This is a genomic window from Endozoicomonas sp. ALD040 (assembly GCF_049275945.1).
Lineage (GTDB): Bacteria > Pseudomonadota > Gammaproteobacteria > Pseudomonadales > Endozoicomonadaceae > Endozoicomonas_A.
Window position 1 is genome coordinate 587,561 of record NZ_CP184829.1, and the last position, 23,291, is coordinate 610,851.

At 48.4% G+C, this 23,291-nt stretch carries 17 protein-coding genes; 13 read left to right on the forward strand and 4 right to left on the reverse strand.

What is annotated here, in order from left to right:
• Positions 1-166: 166 nt before the first annotated feature.
• On the forward strand, positions 167-1,120 hold the full coding sequence (locus ACOJUN_RS02010) for a LysR family transcriptional regulator (RefSeq protein WP_422135010.1): 954 nt from the start codon (positions 167-169) through the stop codon (positions 1,118-1,120).
• A gap of 21 nt (positions 1,121-1,141) precedes the next feature.
• On the opposite strand, the gene ACOJUN_RS02015 is transcribed toward ACOJUN_RS02010, so the two are convergent.
• Entirely contained in the window at positions 1,142-2,731 is a 1,590-nt protein-coding gene (locus ACOJUN_RS02015; protein WP_422135011.1) for an ATP-binding protein, read from the reverse strand.
• Between the two features lie 30 nt (positions 2,732-2,761).
• Positions 2,762-3,481 (reverse strand): winged helix-turn-helix domain-containing protein, encoded by a 720-nt coding sequence (locus ACOJUN_RS02020; RefSeq protein WP_422135012.1) that lies wholly within the window; start codon positions 3,479-3,481, stop codon positions 2,762-2,764.
• Between the two features lie 455 nt (positions 3,482-3,936).
• Here ACOJUN_RS02020 and ACOJUN_RS02025 point away from each other — a divergent pair, with 455 nt between their 5' ends.
• The 12 genes from ACOJUN_RS02025 to yaaA all read left to right on the forward strand — a co-directional run bounded on the left by ACOJUN_RS02025 (position 3,937) and on the right by yaaA (position 21,036).
• On the forward strand, positions 3,937-5,733 hold the full coding sequence (locus ACOJUN_RS02025) for a hypothetical protein (protein ID WP_422135013.1): 1,797 nt from the start codon (positions 3,937-3,939) through the stop codon (positions 5,731-5,733).
• A 920-nt stretch (positions 5,734-6,653) separates the two neighbouring features.
• Positions 6,654-8,924, forward strand: coding sequence for a class 1a ribonucleoside-diphosphate reductase subunit alpha (gene nrdA, locus ACOJUN_RS02030; RefSeq protein WP_422135014.1), 2,271 nt, complete (start codon positions 6,654-6,656; stop codon positions 8,922-8,924).
• Between the two features lie 100 nt (positions 8,925-9,024).
• Positions 9,025-10,155, forward strand: a complete 1,131-nt coding sequence (gene nrdB, locus ACOJUN_RS02035; protein WP_422135015.1) for a class Ia ribonucleoside-diphosphate reductase subunit beta — start codon at positions 9,025-9,027, stop codon at positions 10,153-10,155.
• Positions 10,130-10,486: a class I ribonucleotide reductase maintenance protein YfaE gene (yfaE, locus tag ACOJUN_RS02040; RefSeq protein ID WP_422135016.1), complete on the forward strand. Its 357-nt coding sequence runs from the start codon at positions 10,130-10,132 to the stop codon at positions 10,484-10,486. The genes nrdB and yfaE overlap by 26 nt, the downstream gene beginning before the upstream one ends.
• Before the next feature lie 181 nt (positions 10,487-10,667).
• On the forward strand, positions 10,668-11,930 hold the full coding sequence (locus ACOJUN_RS02045) for a hypothetical protein (protein WP_422135017.1): 1,263 nt from the start codon (positions 10,668-10,670) through the stop codon (positions 11,928-11,930).
• 92 nt (positions 11,931-12,022) lie between these two features.
• Positions 12,023-13,867, forward strand: coding sequence for an extracellular solute-binding protein (locus ACOJUN_RS02050; RefSeq protein WP_422135018.1), 1,845 nt, complete (start codon positions 12,023-12,025; stop codon positions 13,865-13,867).
• A gap of 379 nt (positions 13,868-14,246) precedes the next feature.
• A complete protein-coding gene (gene pyrB / locus ACOJUN_RS02055) occupies positions 14,247-15,167 on the forward strand; it encodes an aspartate carbamoyltransferase (RefSeq protein ID WP_422135019.1) in 921 nt (306 codons plus the stop codon).
• A gap of 14 nt (positions 15,168-15,181) precedes the next feature.
• A complete protein-coding gene (gene pyrI / locus ACOJUN_RS02060) occupies positions 15,182-15,637 on the forward strand; it encodes an aspartate carbamoyltransferase regulatory subunit (RefSeq protein WP_422135020.1) in 456 nt (151 codons plus the stop codon).
• A gap of 308 nt (positions 15,638-15,945) precedes the next feature.
• Entirely contained in the window at positions 15,946-16,233 is a 288-nt protein-coding gene (locus tag ACOJUN_RS02065) for a hypothetical protein (RefSeq protein WP_422135021.1), read from the forward strand.
• Positions 16,234-16,735: 502 nt separating this feature from the next.
• Positions 16,736-17,923, forward strand: coding sequence for an ATP-dependent RNA helicase RhlB (rhlB, locus tag ACOJUN_RS02070; protein ID WP_422137137.1), 1,188 nt, complete (start codon positions 16,736-16,738; stop codon positions 17,921-17,923).
• A 285-nt stretch (positions 17,924-18,208) separates the two neighbouring features.
• The gene (locus tag ACOJUN_RS02075) at positions 18,209-19,612 is read left to right on the forward strand and encodes a PhoH family protein (RefSeq protein WP_422135022.1); all 1,404 of its coding nucleotides are present in this window, start codon (positions 18,209-18,211) and stop codon (positions 19,610-19,612) included.
• 650 nt (positions 19,613-20,262) lie between these two features.
• Complete coding sequence (yaaA, locus tag ACOJUN_RS02080) at positions 20,263-21,036, forward strand: peroxide stress protein YaaA (RefSeq protein ID WP_422135023.1); 774 nt, start codon at positions 20,263-20,265, stop codon at positions 21,034-21,036.
• Between the two features lie 74 nt (positions 21,037-21,110).
• Here yaaA and ACOJUN_RS02085 read toward each other — a convergent pair whose 3' ends face one another.
• Positions 21,111-21,803 (reverse strand): MlaA family lipoprotein, encoded by a 693-nt coding sequence (locus ACOJUN_RS02085; protein WP_422135024.1) that lies wholly within the window; start codon positions 21,801-21,803, stop codon positions 21,111-21,113.
• Between the two features lie 79 nt (positions 21,804-21,882).
• The gene (locus ACOJUN_RS02090; protein ID WP_422135025.1) at positions 21,883-23,289 is read right to left on the reverse strand and encodes a hypothetical protein; all 1,407 of its coding nucleotides are present in this window, start codon (positions 23,287-23,289) and stop codon (positions 21,883-21,885) included.
• Positions 23,290-23,291 lie beyond the last annotated feature (2 nt).

Sequence of the window (23,291 nt, forward strand, 5' to 3'; positions counted from 1 at the left end):
CGAAAACTGCCGTAGTTGCGAAGTCATTGTCAACACACCCGGCTGCTCATGGAGTATGAGTCTGGCTCACAAAAGAAGTTGAATCAAACTCATTTTACTAATGATAAAAGTGAAAAAAATTGATAATCTTTTGGAAAATCAACCTCCGTACGAAACATTGCTTATCATGACAACCAACATAGGATTGGAACTGAGGCACCTGAAAACACTGCTTGCTCTAAAGCAGACCGGGAGCCTGGTTGAAGCAGCCAGAAGCCTGCATCTGACTCAGTCAGCCCTGTCTCACCAGATCAAGGAACTTGAAGCCCGGATTGGCATGGAGTTATTCATCCGTAAAACCCGTCCTCCCAGATTTACATCAGCCGGTCTGCGTATCCTGCAGTTGGCAGATGAACTTCTTCCCCAGCTAAGGCACGCTGAGCAAGACCTGTTCAGGTTGGCAGGAGGTGAGTCCGGACGCCTCAACATTGCCATTGAGTGTCACAGCTGTTACCAATGGCTGATGCCAACCATTGACGCCTATCGCCAGCAATGGCCGGAAGTCGAAATGGACTTTGCCACCGGCTTCAACTTTGCCCCCTTACCCGCTTTATCCAGAGGAGAGCTCGATCTGGTGGTTACCTCTGACCCGATAGGCGTTCCTGGTCTGACGTATATCTCGTTATTTCGCTATGAGATGTTACTGGCTCTCTCCAGACAACATTACTTGCTGGAAAAGGAGTGGATTGAGCCTGCTGATCTCGAAGCAGAAACACTGATTATCTACCCCATTGATCACAACCGGCTTGATATCTTCAATCGCTTTCTGGATCCGGATGACATAGAACCCAGCCAGGTCAGAACCGTTGAGTTGACCCTGATGATGTTGCAGCTGGTTGCCAGTCAGCGCGGCGTTTGTGCACTGCCTAACTGGGCTTTGGCGGAATATCTTGAAAAAGATCATGTAGCAGCGAGAAAGCTGGGCAGTGGAGGGCTCTGGTCAACACTCTATGCGGGTATCCGGGTGGAACAGAAAGAACAACCCTACATCGCCGACTTTCTGGAAACAGCCAGGGAAACCTGCTTCAAAACGTTATCGGGAATTCTTCCAGCCATATCGGAAAAAACCTTAAAGCCGTGATGGAAGGAAACAAACAGTCGGTTAGCGTCTTTGTTTACGAGGCAAAACCAGACTGAACCGGGCACCACCCAGAGGGCTGTGACTGACCATTGCCCGACCGTTATGCCAGTACATAATTCGCCTCACAATAGAAAGTCCAAGGCCGTAGCCACCTGATTTTCTGGTACGACTGTCATCCAATCTTGAAAACGCTGAAAAGACTCGATCCCATTGATCCTCTGGAATACCGGGACCATCATCATCCACATCAACCCGACAGGTGTCCTGTGTTGCGGAAAACCTGACCTCCAGTTTACTGTCTGCGTAGCGACAGGCATTACCCACCAGATTCTGGATGGCCCGGTGCATGTAGCGACGATCAATGTCTGCAAAACGACGTGGATCCAGTATATTGCAGGGAACATGCTCAATCGCCACACGATCCTGAAGACGCTTGTGCTCACCAACGACCTGACCAATGACCTTATCGACATCATGCCGCTTGAAACGCACCTCGGGCGCACCCTGTTCAAGATTGGCATAGGTCAGAATCTCATCCACCAGGTTATCCAGTTCCTGAATATCCTTATCCATACCTTCTAACTGATGATCTCTTTCTTCAGGCGTTCTGGCATCGGCCACCAGGTCCAGACCAAACCTGAGTCGGGCGACAGGTGTCCTTAACTCGTGTGAGACGCCTCTGATCATTTCTTTTTGCAGGCTCAACAGTCTCTGGATATGACCTGCCATGGCATTAAATGCCTGAGCCAGACGACCAATGGAGTCAGCACCGTACAGAGAGACCCGGACATCAAAGTCGCCATGACTGAAACGTGTCGCTGCTCTCTCAAGCTTGCGCAGACGTTTCTCCATTCCCCGAACCAGGATGTAAATGGCCAAACTCAGGGAAGTCAACACGAACAAACCAATGGTCAGCATCAGCTTGAAAGGATAAGGGTTCAGCAACCCTAATGGTCCCATTCTGAGCAGTCGGGTTTCATCCGGCAGGCTTGTGTAGATAGAGACCGTCTGAGCCTCGTCATCCAGCAGCATCATCACGCTGCCTTCACGGAGCTGCTCCTGCTGCACAGGGAGCAATCGAGTCTGAGAAGGTTCCACCAGATGGACAGGATAACTGAAGCTATTGACAGACAACTCTTTCAGTTTGTCTGCTCTACTTGCGACAGGAAAACGCATCAATTTAGCTTTCAGAAGACTGAGAGTACCACTGGCTGTTTGTTCTGATATAGACGACACCACACCTTCCAGAAGGATATCTCCCTCCAGAGGTGTCAGAACCAGAGCTCTGTTCTGATCCAACATGCGAACCCAGATGCCATCAGGCTTCAAAGATTTGAACTGTTCCTGATCCAGCCCTGAATCTTTCACGCTCACCAGCTCGAAGGGAATAGCAAGACGCTCTCCCCAGTCTTCCAGCCAGGAGTTACGTTCAGCTTCAGGCAAGGTTTCAACCGTCTCTGCGATCAGACGAAAGGTGCCCCTGACCATATCTTCTCGATAGTCAGCCTGTCTCATCCCATTGATCAGCGTGACGGAAATACCTGACAGAACAGCGACGAGCACCAGCGTAAACAGGAGCCCTCCGTATATGCGTAAGAAAATACTACTCACAGGTTTCTCTACTTAAATAGCTCAGAGCACTTATTCACTTTTAACGAAGAGGTAACCTTTACTGCGAACGGTTTTGATCAAACGGGGATGCATGGGATCATCGCCAATCTTGGGTCGAATACGGGACACCCGAACATCAATGGAGCGATCCTGCCCGTCGTACTCTATACCACGCAGCTGAGAGAAAATTTCTTCCCGGCTCAAAACCCGACCCGCATTGGAGCAAAGCAACCACAGCAGATCAAACTCGGCACTGGTTAACTCTACACTCACATCCTTCAGCCAGGCTTCTCGCATAGAGTTATCCACAACCAATGGACCAAACGTCAGGCGGCTGCTGCCTTGCTCTTCCTGTTCTTCCATGGGGCCCTGATTTCGGCGCAGCAAAGCCCGGATTCTGGCCAACAGCACTCTTGGACGTACCGGTTTGGCAACATAATCGTCTGCCCCCATTTCCAGCCCCAGAACTTCATCCAGGTCATCGGTCCGTGCGGTCAGCATCAAAATTTGTCCAGCATAATGCCCACGAACACGGCGGCAGATGGAAACACCATCTTCTCCTGGCAGCATCAAATCCAACACCACCAGATCGGGACGCTCTTCAAGAATACGATCAACCGCTTTACCACCATCACCTTCTATTGAGACCGAGAGTCCATTGTTCTCGAGATAGTCCCTGGTGAGTGTGGCCAACCGCTCATCGTCCTCAACTATCAGGATTCGACCTGTTTCTGAATTCTCCACAGCCAAACTTCCAAAGATTATAAAAATGAAGACTACAAGCCCGACGTGAATGGTCGGGCTCAGGTAACGGATACTACTACAGCATTGCGTTAGAGTCCCTAGGTGACCTGAAAATTCCCCAAAAGGTCATTTTCCTGCCCTGAACGCTGATGACCGGCAGCGTCAGTCATGAGCCTTTAACATGCGTTTTTTTTCGGTTACTCACATCATGGAAATCCTGTCGTGGTTCTCATTCGGCTCGTTCAGAAAAGATCACGAGGAATTGTGTCAAAGCCTCCAGTCATTACCCTCGTAGATAGTCTATAGAGGAAGACTCAGGCCTAATGGTTGCAATGATTACCTGGAGCGAAATTATCGTGGCAGATAAGTGAAACACCTCTGCTGATTTGCAGCTATTCTTGCTGAGGCTTACAAACATCAGAAAATGGTAGAAAGCAGAATGAGCTTGGGAGAACTTAAAAATGAGCAACATAGCCAGATCGATGGCATTGATTTTATTTTTGATGGCACTGTCACTAGCTGCAAGTGGTAATAGGACACTCACTAATATCGATGAAAATCCGGTCTGCACTACTATTTCGAGCCAGAGAGTACTTTATTTATTGAAAGCAAAGACCCACACTCTTGCTCATTCAGCCAAAATGGTAAAAAGTCAGGAACTGGTATCACTTGGCATAGACCAACAACTTGCTGCCAGTATTGCTGAAGACGAAAAATCAACTCACTATCAAGGTACTACATGGGCCCGTGATGACAACATGATGGCTGTTGATCGGGTGCTCACACAGCCAGAGGTTCTGGAGGTCGTTGGTAAGATCCTGCTTGCATTTGCCAACCGCCAGGTAAACAAACTGGAACCCGACAGTAACGAGAGCTTTCCGGGTTTCCAGCACAATAATCTGGGAGCACTCCCAATCGTTCTGGTAAACAATCCCACTCACTTTATCATTGAACGGGTTATCAGGCGAAGATATCTCACACAAGTACAGGAATTCTTTGATCAACACCCCCACTTGTTATTCGGGATGCAATTACCCGAATTATTTACTCTGGATGTCGAAAGGGCAATTACTTATGTCAAGATAACAGCTCCCGAAAAACTGAAAGCGCAAGTCACTTCGGTATATCGGCATATTGAAAACTTGAAAACAACAACGCCGAACGCATCGCAATTCAAGTTTCCAAAACCCAGTTTCCTGTTGGATAACTATGTAAAAGAAAATTTGGACAGGTTGACACCAGGCACCACTGACCCGGAAATCAATATACTCGCGCTCTGTGGCAGATACCTCAAAACGCTGGCAACTTACGACCCGTCGGAGGCACAAGCCAGGGGTCATCAGTTAACACCCATGATTGCAAGAGCACTTATCTACGTTTACACCAATGTTATGGATGAGCAGGGACTGCCTGTCGGGGCTGACTACCTTGATATTTTTAATGACTTCCTCGCCGACAGCTGTCTGCTGACCAATGCGTCAATTCTTCTTGATGGCCTGAAAAGTCTCCAGAGTGCTTCGAGCTATCTTGATAATGCTGCGTTCAAGCAGGAATTGATCAGGGCTAGCCCATATCTGCCACCCTTGCTTAAGTCGCTGACAGATTCAGTGACCAGTGTTGAAACAATGCTTGTCAGTTTAAGTCAGCAGCTACAAAATAATCTGAGAACCCATTTACTCTTTGATGCCAACCAACAATTTAGCCCCCGCTGGTTTGTGCGCAGCAAGCATAAGGCTAGCAACCCTACACAACCAGGCTTGATCATTAAAGATATGATTGCTCAAAGAGAAGCGCTACCGGACGCACAAAAATTCAAAGATGGCAGTATCACAGACCCCTTCGGTCTGGCCTGGGCCATCATTTCCGGTGCGGTACCTCAGGAAAATTATCCGGATGTCGCCGATCTATTTGAGGAATTCTACAACAATGATGGTCAGTTATTTATTCCTATGGGCAACAGCGGTCCGAATGAGCACTTAATGAGAGCAAATAACGGCTACACATTATGGCCCGATAAAATACTGCGCTGCGGCATTGCCCTTATGGATATGTACAATACCACCGATGATGCGCGCTACCTCTCTCTGGCGCAGAAGATACACGACAAAGTGTCAAGGCTTGAGAATTTCAATGAGTATTACCTGAAGGATCCAGCAACAGGATTGTTCGTGCCTTCCGGCGCTGAAAACCAGGGATGGCATGTGTTCACTTACTATCAGCTATCAGATATGCTCGAAAACAGTTCTATTGAAAAATGAGCGGATAGGGAATAATCCCTAAACGCTCATGACTGGCAGAGCCTGGGGTGTGGCCGCAGATTTTCAGTGCTTGCCATTGAGCCTAAACTGACTTGGGAGTGATCATCCGTATCCTCGCTTATCCAGAGACGCCTGGTTACCGGTGGTCAGGCAAGAAGTCCCAGAGTTAATCAGCTAAACAAAGCAAATCGCGCCCTGCAACGGAGCAGGGATGGTATTCTTCGACTTGATTCCGGGGATTTTCACGGTAAACCTGGCATTTGTAAAACACTCAATGTTGTGGGTTACACCGTTTTGGTGCGTCTTTTCGAATACTACCTATTTCTTATTGATTTATACTTATTTATGACTTTTTATTATATATAGAGTCTGGCCTGTGTCGGCAGATCTGTAGAATACTGAAAGCCGTGTCAGCAAAAGCAGTCAGGCCGTTTGCAAGTACTAACACTGCAAAAAACTCACAAGTTATACACAATTTTTCCACTAAATTTCCAACTTGAACTTCTGCTAATAGCGCATTATCTTGTGTATATAAAAGGTCGCCACACAACATATTGTGTTGTTTAGTCGGGCAGTTAACCAGATAGTTAAATGAAATGGCTGGTGCGTGCTTATTACATATTAGATAGTGTGCCGAACTGAAAGACAGAATCTGTGAAGCCGCTAACGAAAGGGATTTGTGGCGCAGGCGCTGCGGTATCAGGGAAGAAAAGCTGACAGGTCACTCAGGACAGCATCTGACTCCTGAACACACCTCTTCGAGACGTTTTTACTGCGGGATCAGTGAACTGCAGATTTTTCTCGGCTCAACCCTCTGCGACACAACTCCTGCACCCAAGACAGGGGCTGGCATTCAGTAGTAGCCGAAACATAAAAATACAATATCTTGAGTTTTATTTTTTTACTGGTAAGGACTTTTAATGAACAAAGATATCCTGGTCACCAAGCGCGATGGAGACAAGGAGCAGCTGGATCTGGAGAAGATCCACAAGGTTATCACCTGGGCTGCTGAAGGACTGAACAACGTTTCCGTTTCCGAAGTTGAACTTAAATCACAAATCCAGTTCTACGATGGCATACAGACCACAGATATCCACGAAACACTGATCAAGTCAGCCGCTGACCTGATCTCCGAACAGGCTCCTGACTACCAGTATCTGGCAGCTCGTCTGGCCATCTTCCATCTGCGCAAAAAAGCCTACGGCCAGTTCGAGCCACCTGGACTCTACGACCACGTTGTCAAACTGGCAGAAATGAAGAAGTACGACGCTCATCTTCTCCATGATTACAGTGAAGCTGACTTCAATGCCATGAATGGCTTTATCGATCACAGGCGTGACATGGACTTCAGCTACGCTGCCGTTAAACAGCTGGAAGGCAAATATCTGGTTCAGAACCGGGTCACTGGTGAATACTATGAAAGCCCCCAGATGCTTTACATGCTGATCGGTGCCTGCCTGTTTGCCAGCTACCCTGAAGAGACCCGGCTGGATTACATTGAGCGTTTCTACAAGGCTGTCTCTACATTCAAGCTTTCTCTGCCAACACCAATTATGGCCGGTGTTCGCACACCTACCCGCCAGTTCAGTTCCTGTGTATTGATTGAGTGCGGTGACTCGCTGGATTCTATCAATGCGACATCCAGCGCCATCGTTAAGTATGTTTCCCAACGTGCAGGCATTGGCATCAATGCCGGCGGTATTCGTGCCATTGGCAGCCCGATCCGTAACGGTGAAGCTTTCCATACAGGCTGTATTCCTTTTTACAAGCACTTCCAGACAGCCGTTAAGTCCTGCTCACAGGGGGGGGTTCGTGGCGGCGCAGCGACTCTTTTCTACCCGATCTGGCACTATGAAGTTGAGAATCTGCTGGTTCTGAAGAATAACCGGGGTGTTGAAGAAAATCGTGTTCGTCATCTGGATTACGGCGTTCAGTTCAACCGCCTGATGTATCAGCGCCTGATCACAGGTGGCAACATCTCTCTGTTTTCTCCGATTGATGTTCCGGGATTGTACGATGCTTTTTTTGAGGATCAGGAAAAGTTCGAAGCCCTCTACGTCAGGTACGAACAGGATCCTGACATCCGCAAAAAGACTCTGAAAGCAGTAGAGCTTTTCTCCCTGTTTGCATCCGAGCGTGCCAGTACCGGTCGTATTTACCTGCAGAATGTTGACCACTGCAACACTCACAGCCCATTCGACCCGACAGTAGCTCCGGTTCGCCAGAGCAACCTCTGCCTGGAAATTGCACTGCCTACCAAACCTCTCGAGCACGTAATGGATGAGGAAGGTGAAATCGCACTGTGCACCCTGGCTGCTTTCAATCTGGGTAAGCTTGATAGCCTGGACGAACTGGAAGAGATGAGTAACCTTCTGGTTCGTGCGCTGGATAACCTGCTGGACTATCAGGATTATCCTCTGCCAGCGGCTTACAATGCCACCATGGCACGCCGCCCTCTGGGAATTGGCGTGATCAACTTTGCCAACTACCTGGCTAAAAACGGTGTTCGCTATTCTGATGGCTCAGCCAACGGTCTGACTCATAAAACCTTTGAAGCTATTCAGTACTATTTGCTGAAAGCTTCTAACCAGCTGGCAAAAGAGAAAGGCACCTGCACCAAGTTCCATGAGACCACTTATTCCCAGGGCATACTGCCTGTAGATACCTACAAGAAGGACCTGGACGAAGTCTGCAGCGAAGCACTTCACCTGGACTGGGAAGCTCTGCGTAGCGAGATCAGGAATCACGGTCTGCGTAACTCAACATTGACTGCCCTGATGCCTTCCGAGACTTCATCTCAGATCAGTAACGCCACCAACGGCATTGAACCGCCACGTGGCTATGTCAGCGTCAAGGCCAGTAAGGACGGTATCCTGAAGCAGGTGGTACCAGACTTCGAAGAGCTGCGTAACAGCTATGAACTGCTATGGGATATCAACAGTAACGACGGTTACCTGCAGCTGGTTGCGATCATGCAGAAGTTTGTTGACCAGACCATTTCGGCCAACACCAACTACGATCCTGCTCGTTTCGAAGGTGGCAAGGTACCTATGAAACTCCTTCTTAAAGACCTTCTGACAGCCTATAAGCTGGGTGTGAAGACCCTTTACTATCACAACACCCGTGATGGTGCGTCGGACGGCCAGGAAGAAACAGATGACGGCTGTGCAGGCGGCGCTTGTAAAATTTGACGAAAGTCGGAACCGGGACACTGAAACAGTGTCCCACTTATAACAGAGTTAACAGCAACTGGACGAGGCCGGCCCTTCCTGGCCCAGAAGCAGAGAGAACATGAGCTACTCGACTTTCAACCAAGAAAAGTTCAATGCCACTCAGGAACCTATGTTTTTTGGACGGGGTGTTAACGTCTCCCGTTATGATGTCCAGAAACACCCGATCTTTGAAAAGCTGATCGAAAAACAGCTTTCATTCTTCTGGCGCCCGGAAGAGGTGGACTTATCAACCGACCGCAGTGACTTCGCTCATCTGCCAGAACATGAAAAACACATCTTCCTGAGCAACCTTAAATATCAGACCCTGCTGGACTCTGTACAAGGTCGCTCACCCAATGTCGCCCTGCTGCCCATTGTTTCCCTGCCTGAGCTGGAAACCTGGATTGAGACCTGGGCCTTTAGTGAGACGATTCACTCTCGTTCTTACACCCATATTATTCGTAACATCATCACCGAACCTTCCGTGGTTTTTGATGATATTGTGAATAACGAGGCCATTGTCAAAAGGGCAGCAGACATCACCCGTTACTACGATGACCTGATCGAAGGAATCTGCCAGCTCAACATGCTGGGTGAAGGCACTCACCAGATCAAAGGTAAGGAAGTACTGGTTTCCGTCAGGGATCTGAAGCGAAAACTTTACCTGACCCTGGTATCAGTCAACGTTCTCGAAGCCATTCGTTTCTACGTCAGCTTTGCCTGCAGCTTTGCTTTTGCTGAGCGCTCCACTATGGAAGGCAATGCAAAAATCATCAAACTGATCGCCCGTGACGAAGCCCTGCACCTGACCGGCACCCAGCACATCCTGCAAATCATGGCCGAAGGTAAAGACGATCCGGAAATGGCTGAGATTGCTATTGAGCTTCAGGCAGAAGCCAGACAAATCTTTATTGCTGCTGCTGAACAGGAAAAAGAATGGGCTGAATACCTGTTCCAGAATGGCTCAATGATTGGTCTGAACAAAGACATTCTCAGTCAGTACGTGGAATACATCACCAATCAGAGAATGGTAGCCCTGGGCTTTGAACCCGCTTTCCCATCCCGTCAAAACCCCCTGCCCTGGATGAATAGCTGGCTCAATAGCGACGCTGTTCAGGTAGCACCTCAGGAAGTGGAAGTCAGCTCTTACCTGGTGGGCCAGATTGATAACGAAGTCCAGACCGATGACTTCAGCAACTTCTCACTGTAAGAGAGATAACAAGGTGGCCGGAAGACTGGCCACCTTTCACCGGGAGACCCTCATGGCCAACATCGTCAAGATACTGGATGGCTTCAGCTTTATTTCCAGAAGTGATCTCAACTTGCTGGAAGCGCTTGAATCACAGAAGGTGGATATTGAATACCAATGTCGTGAGGGATTCTGTGGTAGTTGTCAGGTTGAACTGGTGGCTGGTGAAGTGGAATACTTTGCTGAGCCCGTCGCTTTTGTCCCCGATGGAAAAATCCTGCCCTGTTGCTGCCATGCCAAAAGCGACCTCACTATTGAGATCCCCGGTGGCTGTCATATCAAAAAAGAGTAATGACCGGAAAAAAGCAGACCTCTTTTTAATAAAAAGAATTTAAACTTAATTTTATATAACTATTAAAAATAAAAAACGTTTTGCCTTACCCCCAATCAACCAGTCGCCTCCCTGAACTAAAGCACTCTTGCTCTGTCTAATACTTTATAAGCGGCAGAGTTTTCAGGGAGGAATCGTAACTATGACAGGAAAATTGGCATCACTGCACCCTCGTTTTATGCTGCTTATTCTTCTGGTCAGCGTATTGCCAACGCCTGGATTAAGCCATAACGCATTCGCTGTGGGCGACAGTCCTGAGGATTATCAGGCAGGAGTTCTCAAAACAGACGCCCCTTTGTCTGTTCTCAACCTGAAATATCCTCGCCCGGCAGACAGCATTCCTTACGTTGGGTCTTTTGATCCTGAAAAGCTCAATTTCAACAAGATCCCGGAATCCGACCCCATTCGACGTTACATCCATTCTCCTGCCGAAAGAGAAAACGTTGAGCGCTGGTATCGCGACAATGTTCAGTTTATGGATGAAGAAGTGGCCAGGATGGCTGAGTTCAGGCAGCGCCTGAAAGCACTCTATCCCTATGCATTTGCCAGTTACCTGTCTTATCGCTACAAAGTTAGCAGTGACAAAGCGGGTACCAAAGAGGCTCTTGAAGATCGCCTGACTTACATTCAGTATCGCAACGCAGTCAAGACAGATGTCCCTGAAAAATGGCTGACACAGGGAGTATTTGACACCCGACGCGAAACAAACCGAATCCATGACCACAAGGATTCCGGGCTGAAAGCCAGAGTTCTACTCCACACCTCACAAAAGAAGATTCTCATAGCTTTCACCGGGACAGAATTTGACAGCCTTAACTCTCTGGCTAACGCAGTCTGGACACAGGGTGGCTACGGATATGGCTATCTGGCTCAGATCACCTCCAGCTTATACCGCTTCATCACTGGCAGCGGTTATTTTCCATTGGAAGTCCCCATGCTGAGAAGAGCCCTGGAACTCACTGTCGATCTTTATGAGCACTACCCTGACCATGAGTTTGAGCTGACGGGTTCTTCTCTGGGTGGCGCAATCGCCCAATATGTTTCGTTTAAAACTCGATTCAAGGCAGTGGTATTTAACAGTCTTGCCCTGAACTCAGCCATCTACTGGCAAGTTCAAAACGAAGAACCTGACCTGAGACCCGAAGCTCTGATCACTCATGCTTATCTGGACGGGGAGCTCTTGAACGATACCCTTCAGGGACATTTTATCCAGGGTCCGGCTCACGCAATCTATGCCCAGGGCAGCCTTCCTGTTGAAGGGCTGGAGATCCCCGTACCCGCTTCTGAGAAGTCGCTGCATGGATTAGCTCAGTTCTGGTCTCGACACCTTGCCAGTGGACTGCTCACAGCGCTTGAAGCCAACATCCAGCTTAACCTTCCACCACTGCAGCCGGGTCAGTCATAGGCCTGAGCAAAGAGCAGAGCAGCTGAGCTATAGTTCCCCCAAACGTTCTTACCCCGTGAATCCACCTCGACACAAAAAAGGCTGAAGATATTGTGAGCAGAGTTGTTTCCAGCAACCATTTATACAAGATTTATGGCTCCAGAATCAGAATAATAAAAAGCCTTCTCTTCAGTCTCTGCCTGACAAGCTCTCTGTCGGCCCAATGTCAGGTACATATTCAAAAGTCCTTTACCCTGATCGGTACCCACAAATATCCGGACAGCTTTACTCATTTTGCTTACACAAACCCCAATGCACCTAAAGGTGGTGTCCTGAGACTGGCCAGGACAGGATCATTCGATACCCTGAACCCGTTTAACGGCAAAGGAACTGTTCCCGATTACGTTTACCACACCTACGGCTCATTAATGACCCGGTCAGCCGACGAACCCCACTCGCTTTATCCCTTTCTGGCCGAAGCCATCGAATACCCTGACGACTTCAGCTGGGTCGCCTTTCATATCAACCCGGCAGCAAAGTTCAGCGACAACCACCCTCTCACTTCAAAAGATGTTGTATTTACCTTTGAATTATTCAAAAAGGAAGGCTCACCCTTTTTGAAGAACCTTTATAAAGACGTAGTCAGAGTTGAAAAAACGTCACCCTACCGAGTCGTTTTTTATCTGGACAAACCCGGCAGAAAACAGCTTGCCCTGCTGGCTTATCTGCGCGTACTTCCGCATCATTACTGGCACACCAGAAACTTTCAGGACAAACACCTGGACAGCCCGGTGACCAGTGGCCCCCTGAAGATCAAGCAGGTCAGATTAGGTCAAAACATCACTTTTGAGCGAGTCCGGAATTACTGGGCAGTCAATCTTCCGAGCCAGAAGGGGAGATACAATTTTGATGAAATCAGGGTGGACTATTATCGTGACCATCAGGCTGTAACCGAAGGTTTCAGAGCGGGGCTTTACGATGTTCATCAGGAGACAGACACTCAAAAGTGGCATCGGTCATTCAGTTTCCCGGCGGTAAAGGAAGGTCGCGTGCTGAAACAAGACATTGCCATACTCTATCCACCTGGCATGAGTGCCCTGGCCTTTAACCTTCGCAGGGATAAGTTCAAAAGCCCGGCTCTTCGTCAGGCTTTAATCATGGCCTTCGATTTCGAATGGATTAACAGAACTCTGATGAATTGTGATTTTCAGCGTACCAGGAGTTTTTTCTCCAACTCGCCTCTTGCAGCCAATGGCTTGCCTACGGAAGAAGAACTCAAGCTGCTGGAACCGTTTCAGGAGCAGTTACCCGATGAACTTTTCAAGCAAGCTGTCAGTGTCCCTGTTTCAGACGGAAGCGGTACAAACAGGGAGAATGTCAGAAAAGCTCTGGCGCTCTTTAAAAAAGCAGGATACCGGCTGGAAAACGGTCGAATGATAGAAACAGAATCAGGCAGACCTCTCACTCTCAGCCTCCTGACCGAGGACCCTAGACAGGAGCGTCTATTACTTTCTTATCGCAAAAGTCTTGCTGACCTTGGCATAACATTGAATATAAATACGCTCGACAAAAGCCTGTTCCGAAAAAGAGTCAGGGCTTTCGATTTCGAACTGGTGGACTGGTATTTCTGGCAATCCACTTACCCGGGCAACGAGCTTTATCACATGTGGAGCAGCAGAGTCGTAATGGAAAAACACAGTGGTAACATTGTCGGCATCACCAACCCGGTCATTGACCACTTGCTGGCCGCAACTACAAAAGCGGACAGTTACGAAAAACTGACACCCATTATCAGGGCTATGGACCGGGTGCTGATGTGGGGTCATTATGTCATTCCCAAATGGCATACTCAAAAGACTCACCTGGCCTACTGGCATTATCTTGATCATCCACCACAAGACCAGCTTTACTGGCTCGACCTGAATAACTGGTGGTACAGACCAAACCAGAGTCTATAGCCAAACAGAAAAACACTGCCAACATGTTCTTGATTTGGGGGTTGGCATCGGTAGAATACGTGGCAACTTGCTTAAGAAGGCTTGCCTGAAAACAGGAGCTTCTTTAACTTAGGTTTAATGGTGCTTTAATGCACAGAGGCTGTTAAAGCTGAAACGTATACTGTTACGGACACACGCTAATGACATCCGAAACTGGCTGTTATGCTTCAGACTCACTTCTGAGCTGGATGCCAGGCGACATCAGCAGTGATCCGTTTTTCAGAAAAAAAAGCCCCTTTATCAGGGGCTTTTTTTTGGCTTGTGCTGTCCATATAGCTCCAAAGGCTATTTGGCACCAGCGCCCAACTCTACACCCTTACTCAGGAACAGGTAATTCTTGATGGAAAACCAGCTCTATCTGAGGGACATCATTTCCATAGCAGACCTGAATCGTTCAGACCTTGAACAAATTCTGAAGACTGCCGCCCAGCTTAAAACAAAGCCACGTCCTGATCTTTTGAAGGGCAAGGTGATCGCCAGTTGCTTCTTCGAGGCTTCTACCCGCACCCGTCTCTCATTCGAAACCGCTGTTCAGAGGCTGGGAGGAACCCTGATTGGTTTCTCTGACAGCAGTAACACTTCTGCCAGAAAAGGCGAAACACTGGCCGACTCAGTGAAAATCATCAGCTCCTATACCGATGCCTGCATCATGCGTCACCCTCAGGAAGGCGCAGCACGACTAGCCTCTGAATTCGCTAATGTCCCCATCATTAATGGCGGTGACGGTGCCAACCAGCACCCGACACAGACATTGCTGGACCTGTTCAGCATTAAAGAATGTCAGGGGACGCTGGACGAACTGACCATTACCTTTGTCGGTGACCTTAAATACGGCAGAACCGTTCATTCCCTGGTTCAGGCTATGTCACTGTTCGGTGCCAAATTTAACTTTATCGCACCCGAAGCCCTTTCAATGCCCGATTACCTGCTTGAAGAGCTGGACGAAAAAGGCATTCACTACCGCAAAACCGAGACTATTGAAGAAGTGGTACCAGAGTCTGACATTATCTATATGACTCGGGTTCAAAAAGAGCGCTTTGATGAAACTGAATACATGCACATGGCCTCTAAATATATTCTGGGTGTCGAAAGTCTGAAGGGAGCCAGAGACAACCTGAAAATTCTTCACCCCCTGCCACGGGTCGACGAGATAGAAATGGCTGTCGATAGCACACCTCATGCCTACTATTTTCAACAGGCCGAGAATGGGGTCTATGCCCGTCAGGCGCTCCTGGCTCTGGTTTTGAACGAAAGTATCTGAAGGGAGACACAGCAATGACCAACAAGCTTCAGGTTGAAGCCATTCGCAAAGGCACCGTCATTGACCATATACCCGCAGGTCAGGGTGTTAAAATTCTGGATCGCCTGCAATTGCTGGACTCCAATGTCAGCATTACCGTGGGCTTTAACCTGCCCAGCAAGGCTCAGGGTCGCAAAGATATTATTAAAGTGACTGGCCTGAAGTTCACTGAACAAGAAGCCAGTCAGCTGGCCCTGTTCGCACAGGGAGCCACCATTAATGTCATCGACGAATACCAGGTCGTTGATAAATTCAAAATGACGGTTCCCGAGACGCTCAGAGGCGCTTTTCCCTGCCCTAACTCAAATTGCATCACTCACAATGAGCCTGTGAGCAGCTATTTCTACCTGCGGGAAAAAGACGACGATATTCGACTGAAGTGTCATTATTGCGAGAAGTCATTCAGCAAGGATATTGTTTCCGAGCTCTGACTATTGACAAGGAATCCCCCTCTGGTTTCTTGTGAATTATTAAGGGATTCCCTGTCAATTCGATAAGTCTGCCCTGCCCCGACAGAACTTCCGATTATCATTTGTTCCGCTATTCCGGGCGGTTCCTGAGGAACCATTTCCCCAAGACCTATGTCTAATGGTTGTATGAGAGAAAATTGCGTATCTTTAGAATTGTTCTTCATGAAAAAGAGGTTACCCGGTCACCATTAGCGGATTTTCTTGGGTAACAGAGCATACAGTTCCTAACATTGAGGTGCCCTATGGAAATAGCGCCAGTGCAATACATTATGAACATACTTAATCAGGGTTATGAGAAGAGCCCGGAGACCGAGACCGAAACGCTGGCTGCCAAAATCCAGAAGTTCGCCGAAGAAGTGAGCTTTTTTTTCAAGGGACGTCCCCTGAAACCTATGCCTGATCAACCTCTGATGTTAATACTCTATAAATCGAAGCTCCGCAGAAAAAACAGAAAAATCAGCAAAAAAGGTAAGCTGGACAGACTCTTCATGCGTAAAAGAAAGCACGAAGAGCAGGACAGCCCGGATTATAGCGACGTGGATGAGCAATCATTTTAGCAATCACCCGCCAGATACCTTAGAATCCCTCTGGAATGCCGCAGCCTTGCAAATCCAGTTTCCTGCGGCGCGTTGCTGCTGAGTAGGTAACTGACTATTAACAGCTAGTTACCTGAAGGCCTCTTTCTCTTTCTGTTTGCCCGACTCTTTAACACCAGGGCGGAGATACCCGTCGTCAGCAGATTCAATCCCCGGTTCCGAGACACTCTCAGGACACGGCAGCCCAACGCTGCAGACCGGGATACCGATATCGTATTGGAACGAGATTAAAGCATTGAGCGGTTTACTAGGTCTTTTCAGAAAGAAAAAAGCACCTTCATCCGGTGGACAAAAGCCTTCACCGGCACCAAAAAACCCTTCTTCCAAGCCCCGGGGCGGGAAGAAAAACAGCAAAGCTGTCGGAGCCCAATCCAGAAACCCCAAGACTCAGAACACTGCTCGACGTAGCCACTCTCACAGCTCTCATCGCTCAGCCAACAAGAGTTCCGAGCCTTCCTGGCATATCAGCCAGTTCCAGGTAGAGCCAGAGCAGGGTAAAACCCGCTTTCATGACTTTGATCTGCCTGATCAACTGATGCGAGCCATTCAGGAACTGGGCTACAAGTACTGCACCCCCATTCAGGCAGAAGTACTGGGCAGCACGCTGGCAGGTAGAGACGCTATTGGTAAAGCTCAAACCGGCACGGGTAAAACGGCCGCCTTTCTTGTCAGCACCATCAAACAACTGATCGATATCCCACCACCGGATCAACGCTACCTCGGCGAACCCCGTGCCGTCATCATTGCCCCTACACGGGAACTGGCATTACAGATTGGTCAGGATGCTGAAGCCCTGACCAAATACCTGCCCCTGAATGTGCTGACGGTTGTTGGTGGAATGGATTATGAGAAGCAGCGCAGCCGCATGAGTAATGGCTTTATCGATATCCTGGTGGCTACCCCTGGCCGACTTCTGGATTACTGCGAACGCAAAGACCTGCATCTGGACCTCACCGAAACACTGGTCATTGACGAAGCCGACCGAATGCTGGATATGGGCTTCATTCCCCAGGTTCGACGCATTATCCGCATGACACCCCGTCCTGGCGATCGCCAGACCCTGCTGTTTTCAGCCACCTTCACGGATGAGGTACTAAGACTCGGTGCACAGTGGACCTGGAAGCCTGTGAAAGTTGAAATCGAACCAGAAAGCGTTGCCACAGAGACCGTCGATCAGAAGGTTTACATTGTCACCAATGAACAGAAAGTTCCTCTTTTGATCAACCTGATCAATCAAAACAACCTGGAGCGGGTGATTGTGTTCACCAACCGTCGGGATGAAACCCGTCGACTGACCGAGAAGCTACAAAAGAAAGGCCTCAAAGCTGATCAAATTTCCGGTGAAGTACCTCAGAAGAAGCGCCTGAAGACGATGGATAACTTCAAGAATGGCAGGCTGACGGTTCTGGTAGCTACCGATGTTGCGGGCCGTGGCATTCACATCGACGGAATAAGTCATGTGATCAACTACAACTTGCCTGAAGACCCGGAAGATTATGTCCACCGCATTGGCCGGACAGGCCGGGCTGGAGCCAGTGGTACCAGCATCAGCTTTGCCTGTGAAGAAGACTCTTTCCTGATCCCCGACCTGGAAGAAATGCTGGGTGCAAAGCTCAACCTGGAATACCCACCCGCAGATCTGTTGAAATAATCATTAACGTGCTACTCACCACCAGCGAGTGTTCGATAGAAGGTTCGCTGGCGAAAGCCTCTAAAAAGCGATGTAAACGGAAAAGTTCAGGACAGTTTCTGGACGAAGTATTTGGCAGAAATAAGAATGCAATCCTCTAATACTAGAATCAAACTTCACTTAATAAAACAATAAAATCAGTATTTAAATTTTTTTAATCCTATCTGAAATTTAAACTTGCCGACTTGCTTCTTTTCGATAAAAATCAACTATGAGAGCCCCAAAAAAAGGACGAGGAAGCCGCCTATGGGAAACGCCTTGGAAGCCAGGCCGATCATCTCAACCCAAACAACCACCTACATTCTCGACAGCAATGTTCTGATACACGACCCTAACTCAATCCTCAACTTTGAAGAGCATCAAGTGCTCATCCCCATGACCGTTCTGGAGGAACTGGACAAGCTTAAGAACGGAAAGCAAACCATCGCTGCTGACTGCCGACAGGCCATCAGACTGATTGACCAGATATTGGGTACCGCCTCACCCTCGGAGATCGAAGCAGGCGTTCCTATCAGACGTGGTAATAAATCAGAGCCTCAGGGTACTCTCTCAATCCTGAGCTCTCATTATGTAGAGAACATTACCACACTGCCCACCAGCAATAACGATAACCGCATCATCAACGATATCTGTCATTTTCAGGAAACCCACCCGGGTGCACCGGTTGTTCTGGTGACTAAAGATATCAATATGCGTCTGAAAGCCAGGGGATGCGGAATTCCAACGGAGGATTACCACAGCGATCAACTGGTTTCAGATATTGGTTTGCTCAGTAAAGGTTACCGACTGTTCGAAGGCAACTTCTGGGACCGCGTTTCCCAGGTTCAGACAGAGCAGCTGGAGGGTATTACCTACCATCGACTGTTGAAAGAAGAACTTGGTGACGATATCTATCTGAACCAGTTTTTCCTGGACGACACTGGATTTGTAGCCCGGGTGAACGCCATCACTCCGGACGAAGTCCAGTTGCAACACTTCTGTCGTGAAGCATTAATGAGTCAGGAAGCCTGGGGGCTTCAGCCTCTCGATATTCATCAGGCCATAGCCCTGAATCTTTTAATGGACCCCGATATTCACCTGGTCAACCTGACCGGTGCTGCGGGCTCAGGTAAAACCATTCTGGCTCTGGCCGCCGCAATAGAGATGACAGTCGCCACCAAACAGTTCCGTCGAATCATAGCGACCCGCTCAACCCGGGGGCTGGATGAAGACATTGGCTTCCTGCCGGGCACGGAAGCTGAGAAAATGGAGCCCTGGCTGGGTGCCATTACTGACAACCTAGAAGCCCTGCACTATGACGATGAATCCACCAACAGCAGTGTGGACTACATTCTTAAGCAGGTCCCACTCCATTTCAAATCCCTGAACTATATCAGGGGACGAAGCTTTCAACAGAGCCTGATCATCATTGATGAATGTCAGAACCTGACACCGCACCAGATAAAAACCATTATCACCCGTGCGGGTTCAGGCAGTAAGGTCATCTGCCTGGGCAACCTGGCCCAGATTGATACCCCTTACCTGGCACCGACCAGTTCAGGACTGACTTACATGACTGAACGATTTAAAAACTTTCCACACGGTGGCGCAGTCCAGTTACAGGGGGTCCCACGCTCGCCGCTGGCCGCATACGCTGAAGAAAACCTTTAATTTTCACTGACCTCAGAGAGATAGCCAGACTTGATCGTCTGGCTATCAAAAATTGACAACCATGGATCACCAACCTCTCCCTGAAGCCCTATCCTCCTGATTAACGACTTACCTCAACCGCACAACTAAACCCCCTGGCAGCCTGTCGGACTTAAGCGTCCGTAGCGAGGATTGCAAGAAATTGAGGATAAAAATCTCTGTTTCTGAGGAGAATAGCGAGCTATTTGACGAAGAAACAGGGATTTTTAGACCAATTTATTGCAACCGCACGACTGCATGGATGCAGGAGCTAGAGCAACGCAGGAGCAGTTGCCGTGTAGGACAGTCTTAAGTCCGACAGGCTGCTAGGAGCCTGACCGAGAATAGACTGCCCTACTGCGGCGGCAGCAAATTGGTCTGAAAATCCGCTTTTGTTCGTCAAATAGCTCGCTATTCTCCTCACAAAACCGAATTTTCATCCTCAATTTTCTGCCGTCCTCGCTACGGGCGCTATTCTCGGTCAGGCTCCTAGCCTGACCGGTCTATCAACATAATAGAGATAATTCACTACCAAACACCTCCTCCCTCTACTAGGATGTGTTCCATAGTGCTAAAGCTGAACACTTCAGCTTGTTAGGGGTAGAACCGGAATTCAGAAGGAAGAAAAAACCATGCTTTTTGTCGTGTCACCTGCCAAAACCCTGGACTATGACACCGCTGTGGTGACGAAAAAGTTCAGTCAGCCAGAATTTCTGGACCAATCCCAGAACCTGATTGATCAACTGCGTGAGCTGAGTCCGGCGGATATCAGCAGCCTGATGAGCATCAGCGATAAACTGTCACAGCTGAATGCTGCCCGTTACCAGGCCTGGCAACAGCCTTTTACCCAGGAAAATGCCAAACAGGCAGTCCTGGCCTTTAAAGGTGATGTTTACACGGGGCTTGATGCTGAGACCATGAATGCCAAACAGTTTGATTATGCCCAGAAACACCTGCGCATTCTCTCAGGACTCTACGGTCTGTTGAAACCTCTCGACCTGATGCAGGCATACCGTCTGGAGATGGGCACCAAATTTGCCAATAATGCCGGAAAAGACCTTTATGCATTCTGGGGCGAACAGATCACCGACAAACTGAACGAAGAAATGGCCGCTCAAAAAGATGATATTCTGGTTAACCTGGCCTCCAATGAATACTTCAAGGCCGTTAAGCCCAAACTTTTGAAAGGTCAGATCATCACCCCGGTCTTCAAGGATTGGAAAGGTGACAAATACAAAATCATCAGCTTCTACGCTAAAAAAGCCAGGGGCCTGATGTGTCGTTACGCCATTGATAACAACCTGAAAAAAGTCGATGACCTGAAAGGTTTTGATTACGAGGGCTACAGCTACAACGAAGCCATGTCGAATGACAAGGAATGGGTGTTTATTCGCAAAGAAGCCTGAGTTATTTTCTTCCAGCTCCGACATTGCCTGCGAGCTGGAAGACATCTCCCTTCTATTGCAGACACATTGGAGCTTTACTTGTTAACGCCCACTTCCAACTCCCGCCTTTTGGTATACAAAAAGCGAATGATGTCGTAGCTAAAGGGCGAACTGAAGTCATCATAGCTCATGGGAACGGTATAGCGATAGTTAATTCCATAGATGGCAAACAGGTCAGGCTCGGAAAACACCTGTGAAGGCACCCCGAGAAAATCAATATAATCTTCTGCGGCCAGATCAACGACCAGACCACTCACATCCCTCAAACTGAATGGACCAACGACCGGAACCACCAGATAGGGTCCGGGCGCCACCCCATATTTTGCCAGTGTATTGCCAAATACATTGCGCTGATGGGGCAAGCCCATACTTTCAGCAGGATCAAAAAAGCCTAAAATACCCAGAGTAGTGTTGATGAATAACCGACCGACCGACTTAACGGCTCGCTCACCTTCAAACTGAAGCAGGTTGTTCATAAGGGTGGAAACTTCTTTCAGATTCTGAAAAAAATGGGCTATTCCGATCCGAACAAAAAATGGAGTCACCGTTTCATAAAGCTGCATTACGGGCTCAAGAAAATAGCGATCCAACTGCCGGTTGAAAGCAAACACCTCGCGATTAAAGGGCTCCAGTGGGTCATAAACATCCATAAACGACATTGAATTCATATTGTGATGCCAGTCTTCCAATAACTCATCATCAGGGTCTCGGTACTTCAAAGTATCCATAGGATCTGAATAAGGGATACTATGATCAGCCGGGAGACTGCAGACTGTTAGAGAAAACAACAAGAGCAGGCATCCGGCTCTAAGCATCGGGAAAGCCCTTACCTTTGATAAAGCTGAGCATATCCTCCACGTTTTGTGGATACTTCAGATTGCCCATATGCCCACCCCGAGGGTAAATTTTTATTCGCCCATCGAAGGTATCATAAAGAAAGTCGAGCCCTTTCTTGTCAATAATAAAGTCATCCACATTGTGCATCACACCTATATGCCGGGCTTTCTTCAACCACAACTTAAGGCGAGGCAAACCGTTCTGCTCAAATATAAGAGCACGCTGCGCAGCGAGGGATTTTTTCTGATCAAAGTAGATTCCCTTCTGCTTCTCTTCATAAGGAATCAGTACCTTATCTATATAGCATTCAAAGCTGCAAAACATAGCCCGCTTAAAATAAGGAGTTCGGCTATCACTCAGGGTGAATTTAAAAAACCTGGGAATCAGGCTGATGTTCCAGGTCATGACAGCAGAAGTGAAATACAGGGACGCTACTACCAACCTGAAATTGACGCCTATCAGCAGTGCCAGCTCTTCCCTGCTCAGGGCATAAGCGCTTTTTGCCACCTGAACCAACATGGATTCATCGATATCAATACTTTTATGCGTCCGAAAATAAGCAGCCAGCTTGTCAAAGAAATGATTAAAAAGCGTTTTTGCATTATCAACGCCCCGCACGTCGACCAGCAGTAAGCGATCAAGACTATCGACGGTGCGCCGCAGGTCAACAGGAGGATTCACTAACAACACACGATTAAAGCCAAAGGCGTTCTTTTCGCTGTCTATTCTGGCGATATAAGCAGCGTTCAGCGCACCAAGGCTGTAACCTGTCAGATACCAGCCTTTAATCTGAATTTTTTTAAAGGAGCGAACCCGCCTGACAGACGCTTTCATCAGACGATAAAGATCTTCTGAATCCTGCTGCGTCAGACCGGGTCGATGGGATCGGGAGCCGGAAACAACAAAGTCGTAGCTGGTGGGAGATGAGATCTGAATGACATGAAAGCCTGCCTGATAGTAAACCTTTTTCAGGAACTCGACCTTGCTGGTATCGAAACGACCACCGGTGCCGGCAATAATAAAAATCAGTGGAGCAGGTTTCTCCTGCCAGGCCAACTTGAAACGGGGTTTGATCACATCCCAGAATATACCCGGTGCACCCTTAACGGTTTCGTCAGCCAATCCTAAAATCGCCTCGCGGACAATACCTTGCCGAAGCTTCACCTGTTGCCCGGGCGGGGTGCCAACGACGGTCGCAAGGAATGGGTCCTTAATAGGGAAGCCATAAGCCCACAGAGTGCCCTGATAGAGAAGAAGCACTAATAACGGAAGCTTTTTCAGGATGGAGATTAAACGACCACGGCCTTTCGAAAAACATTTTGCCCACGCCACAGTGTCCGTGAGTATTTCCGGACAAAATGCCTTTCTTTTACCCATAA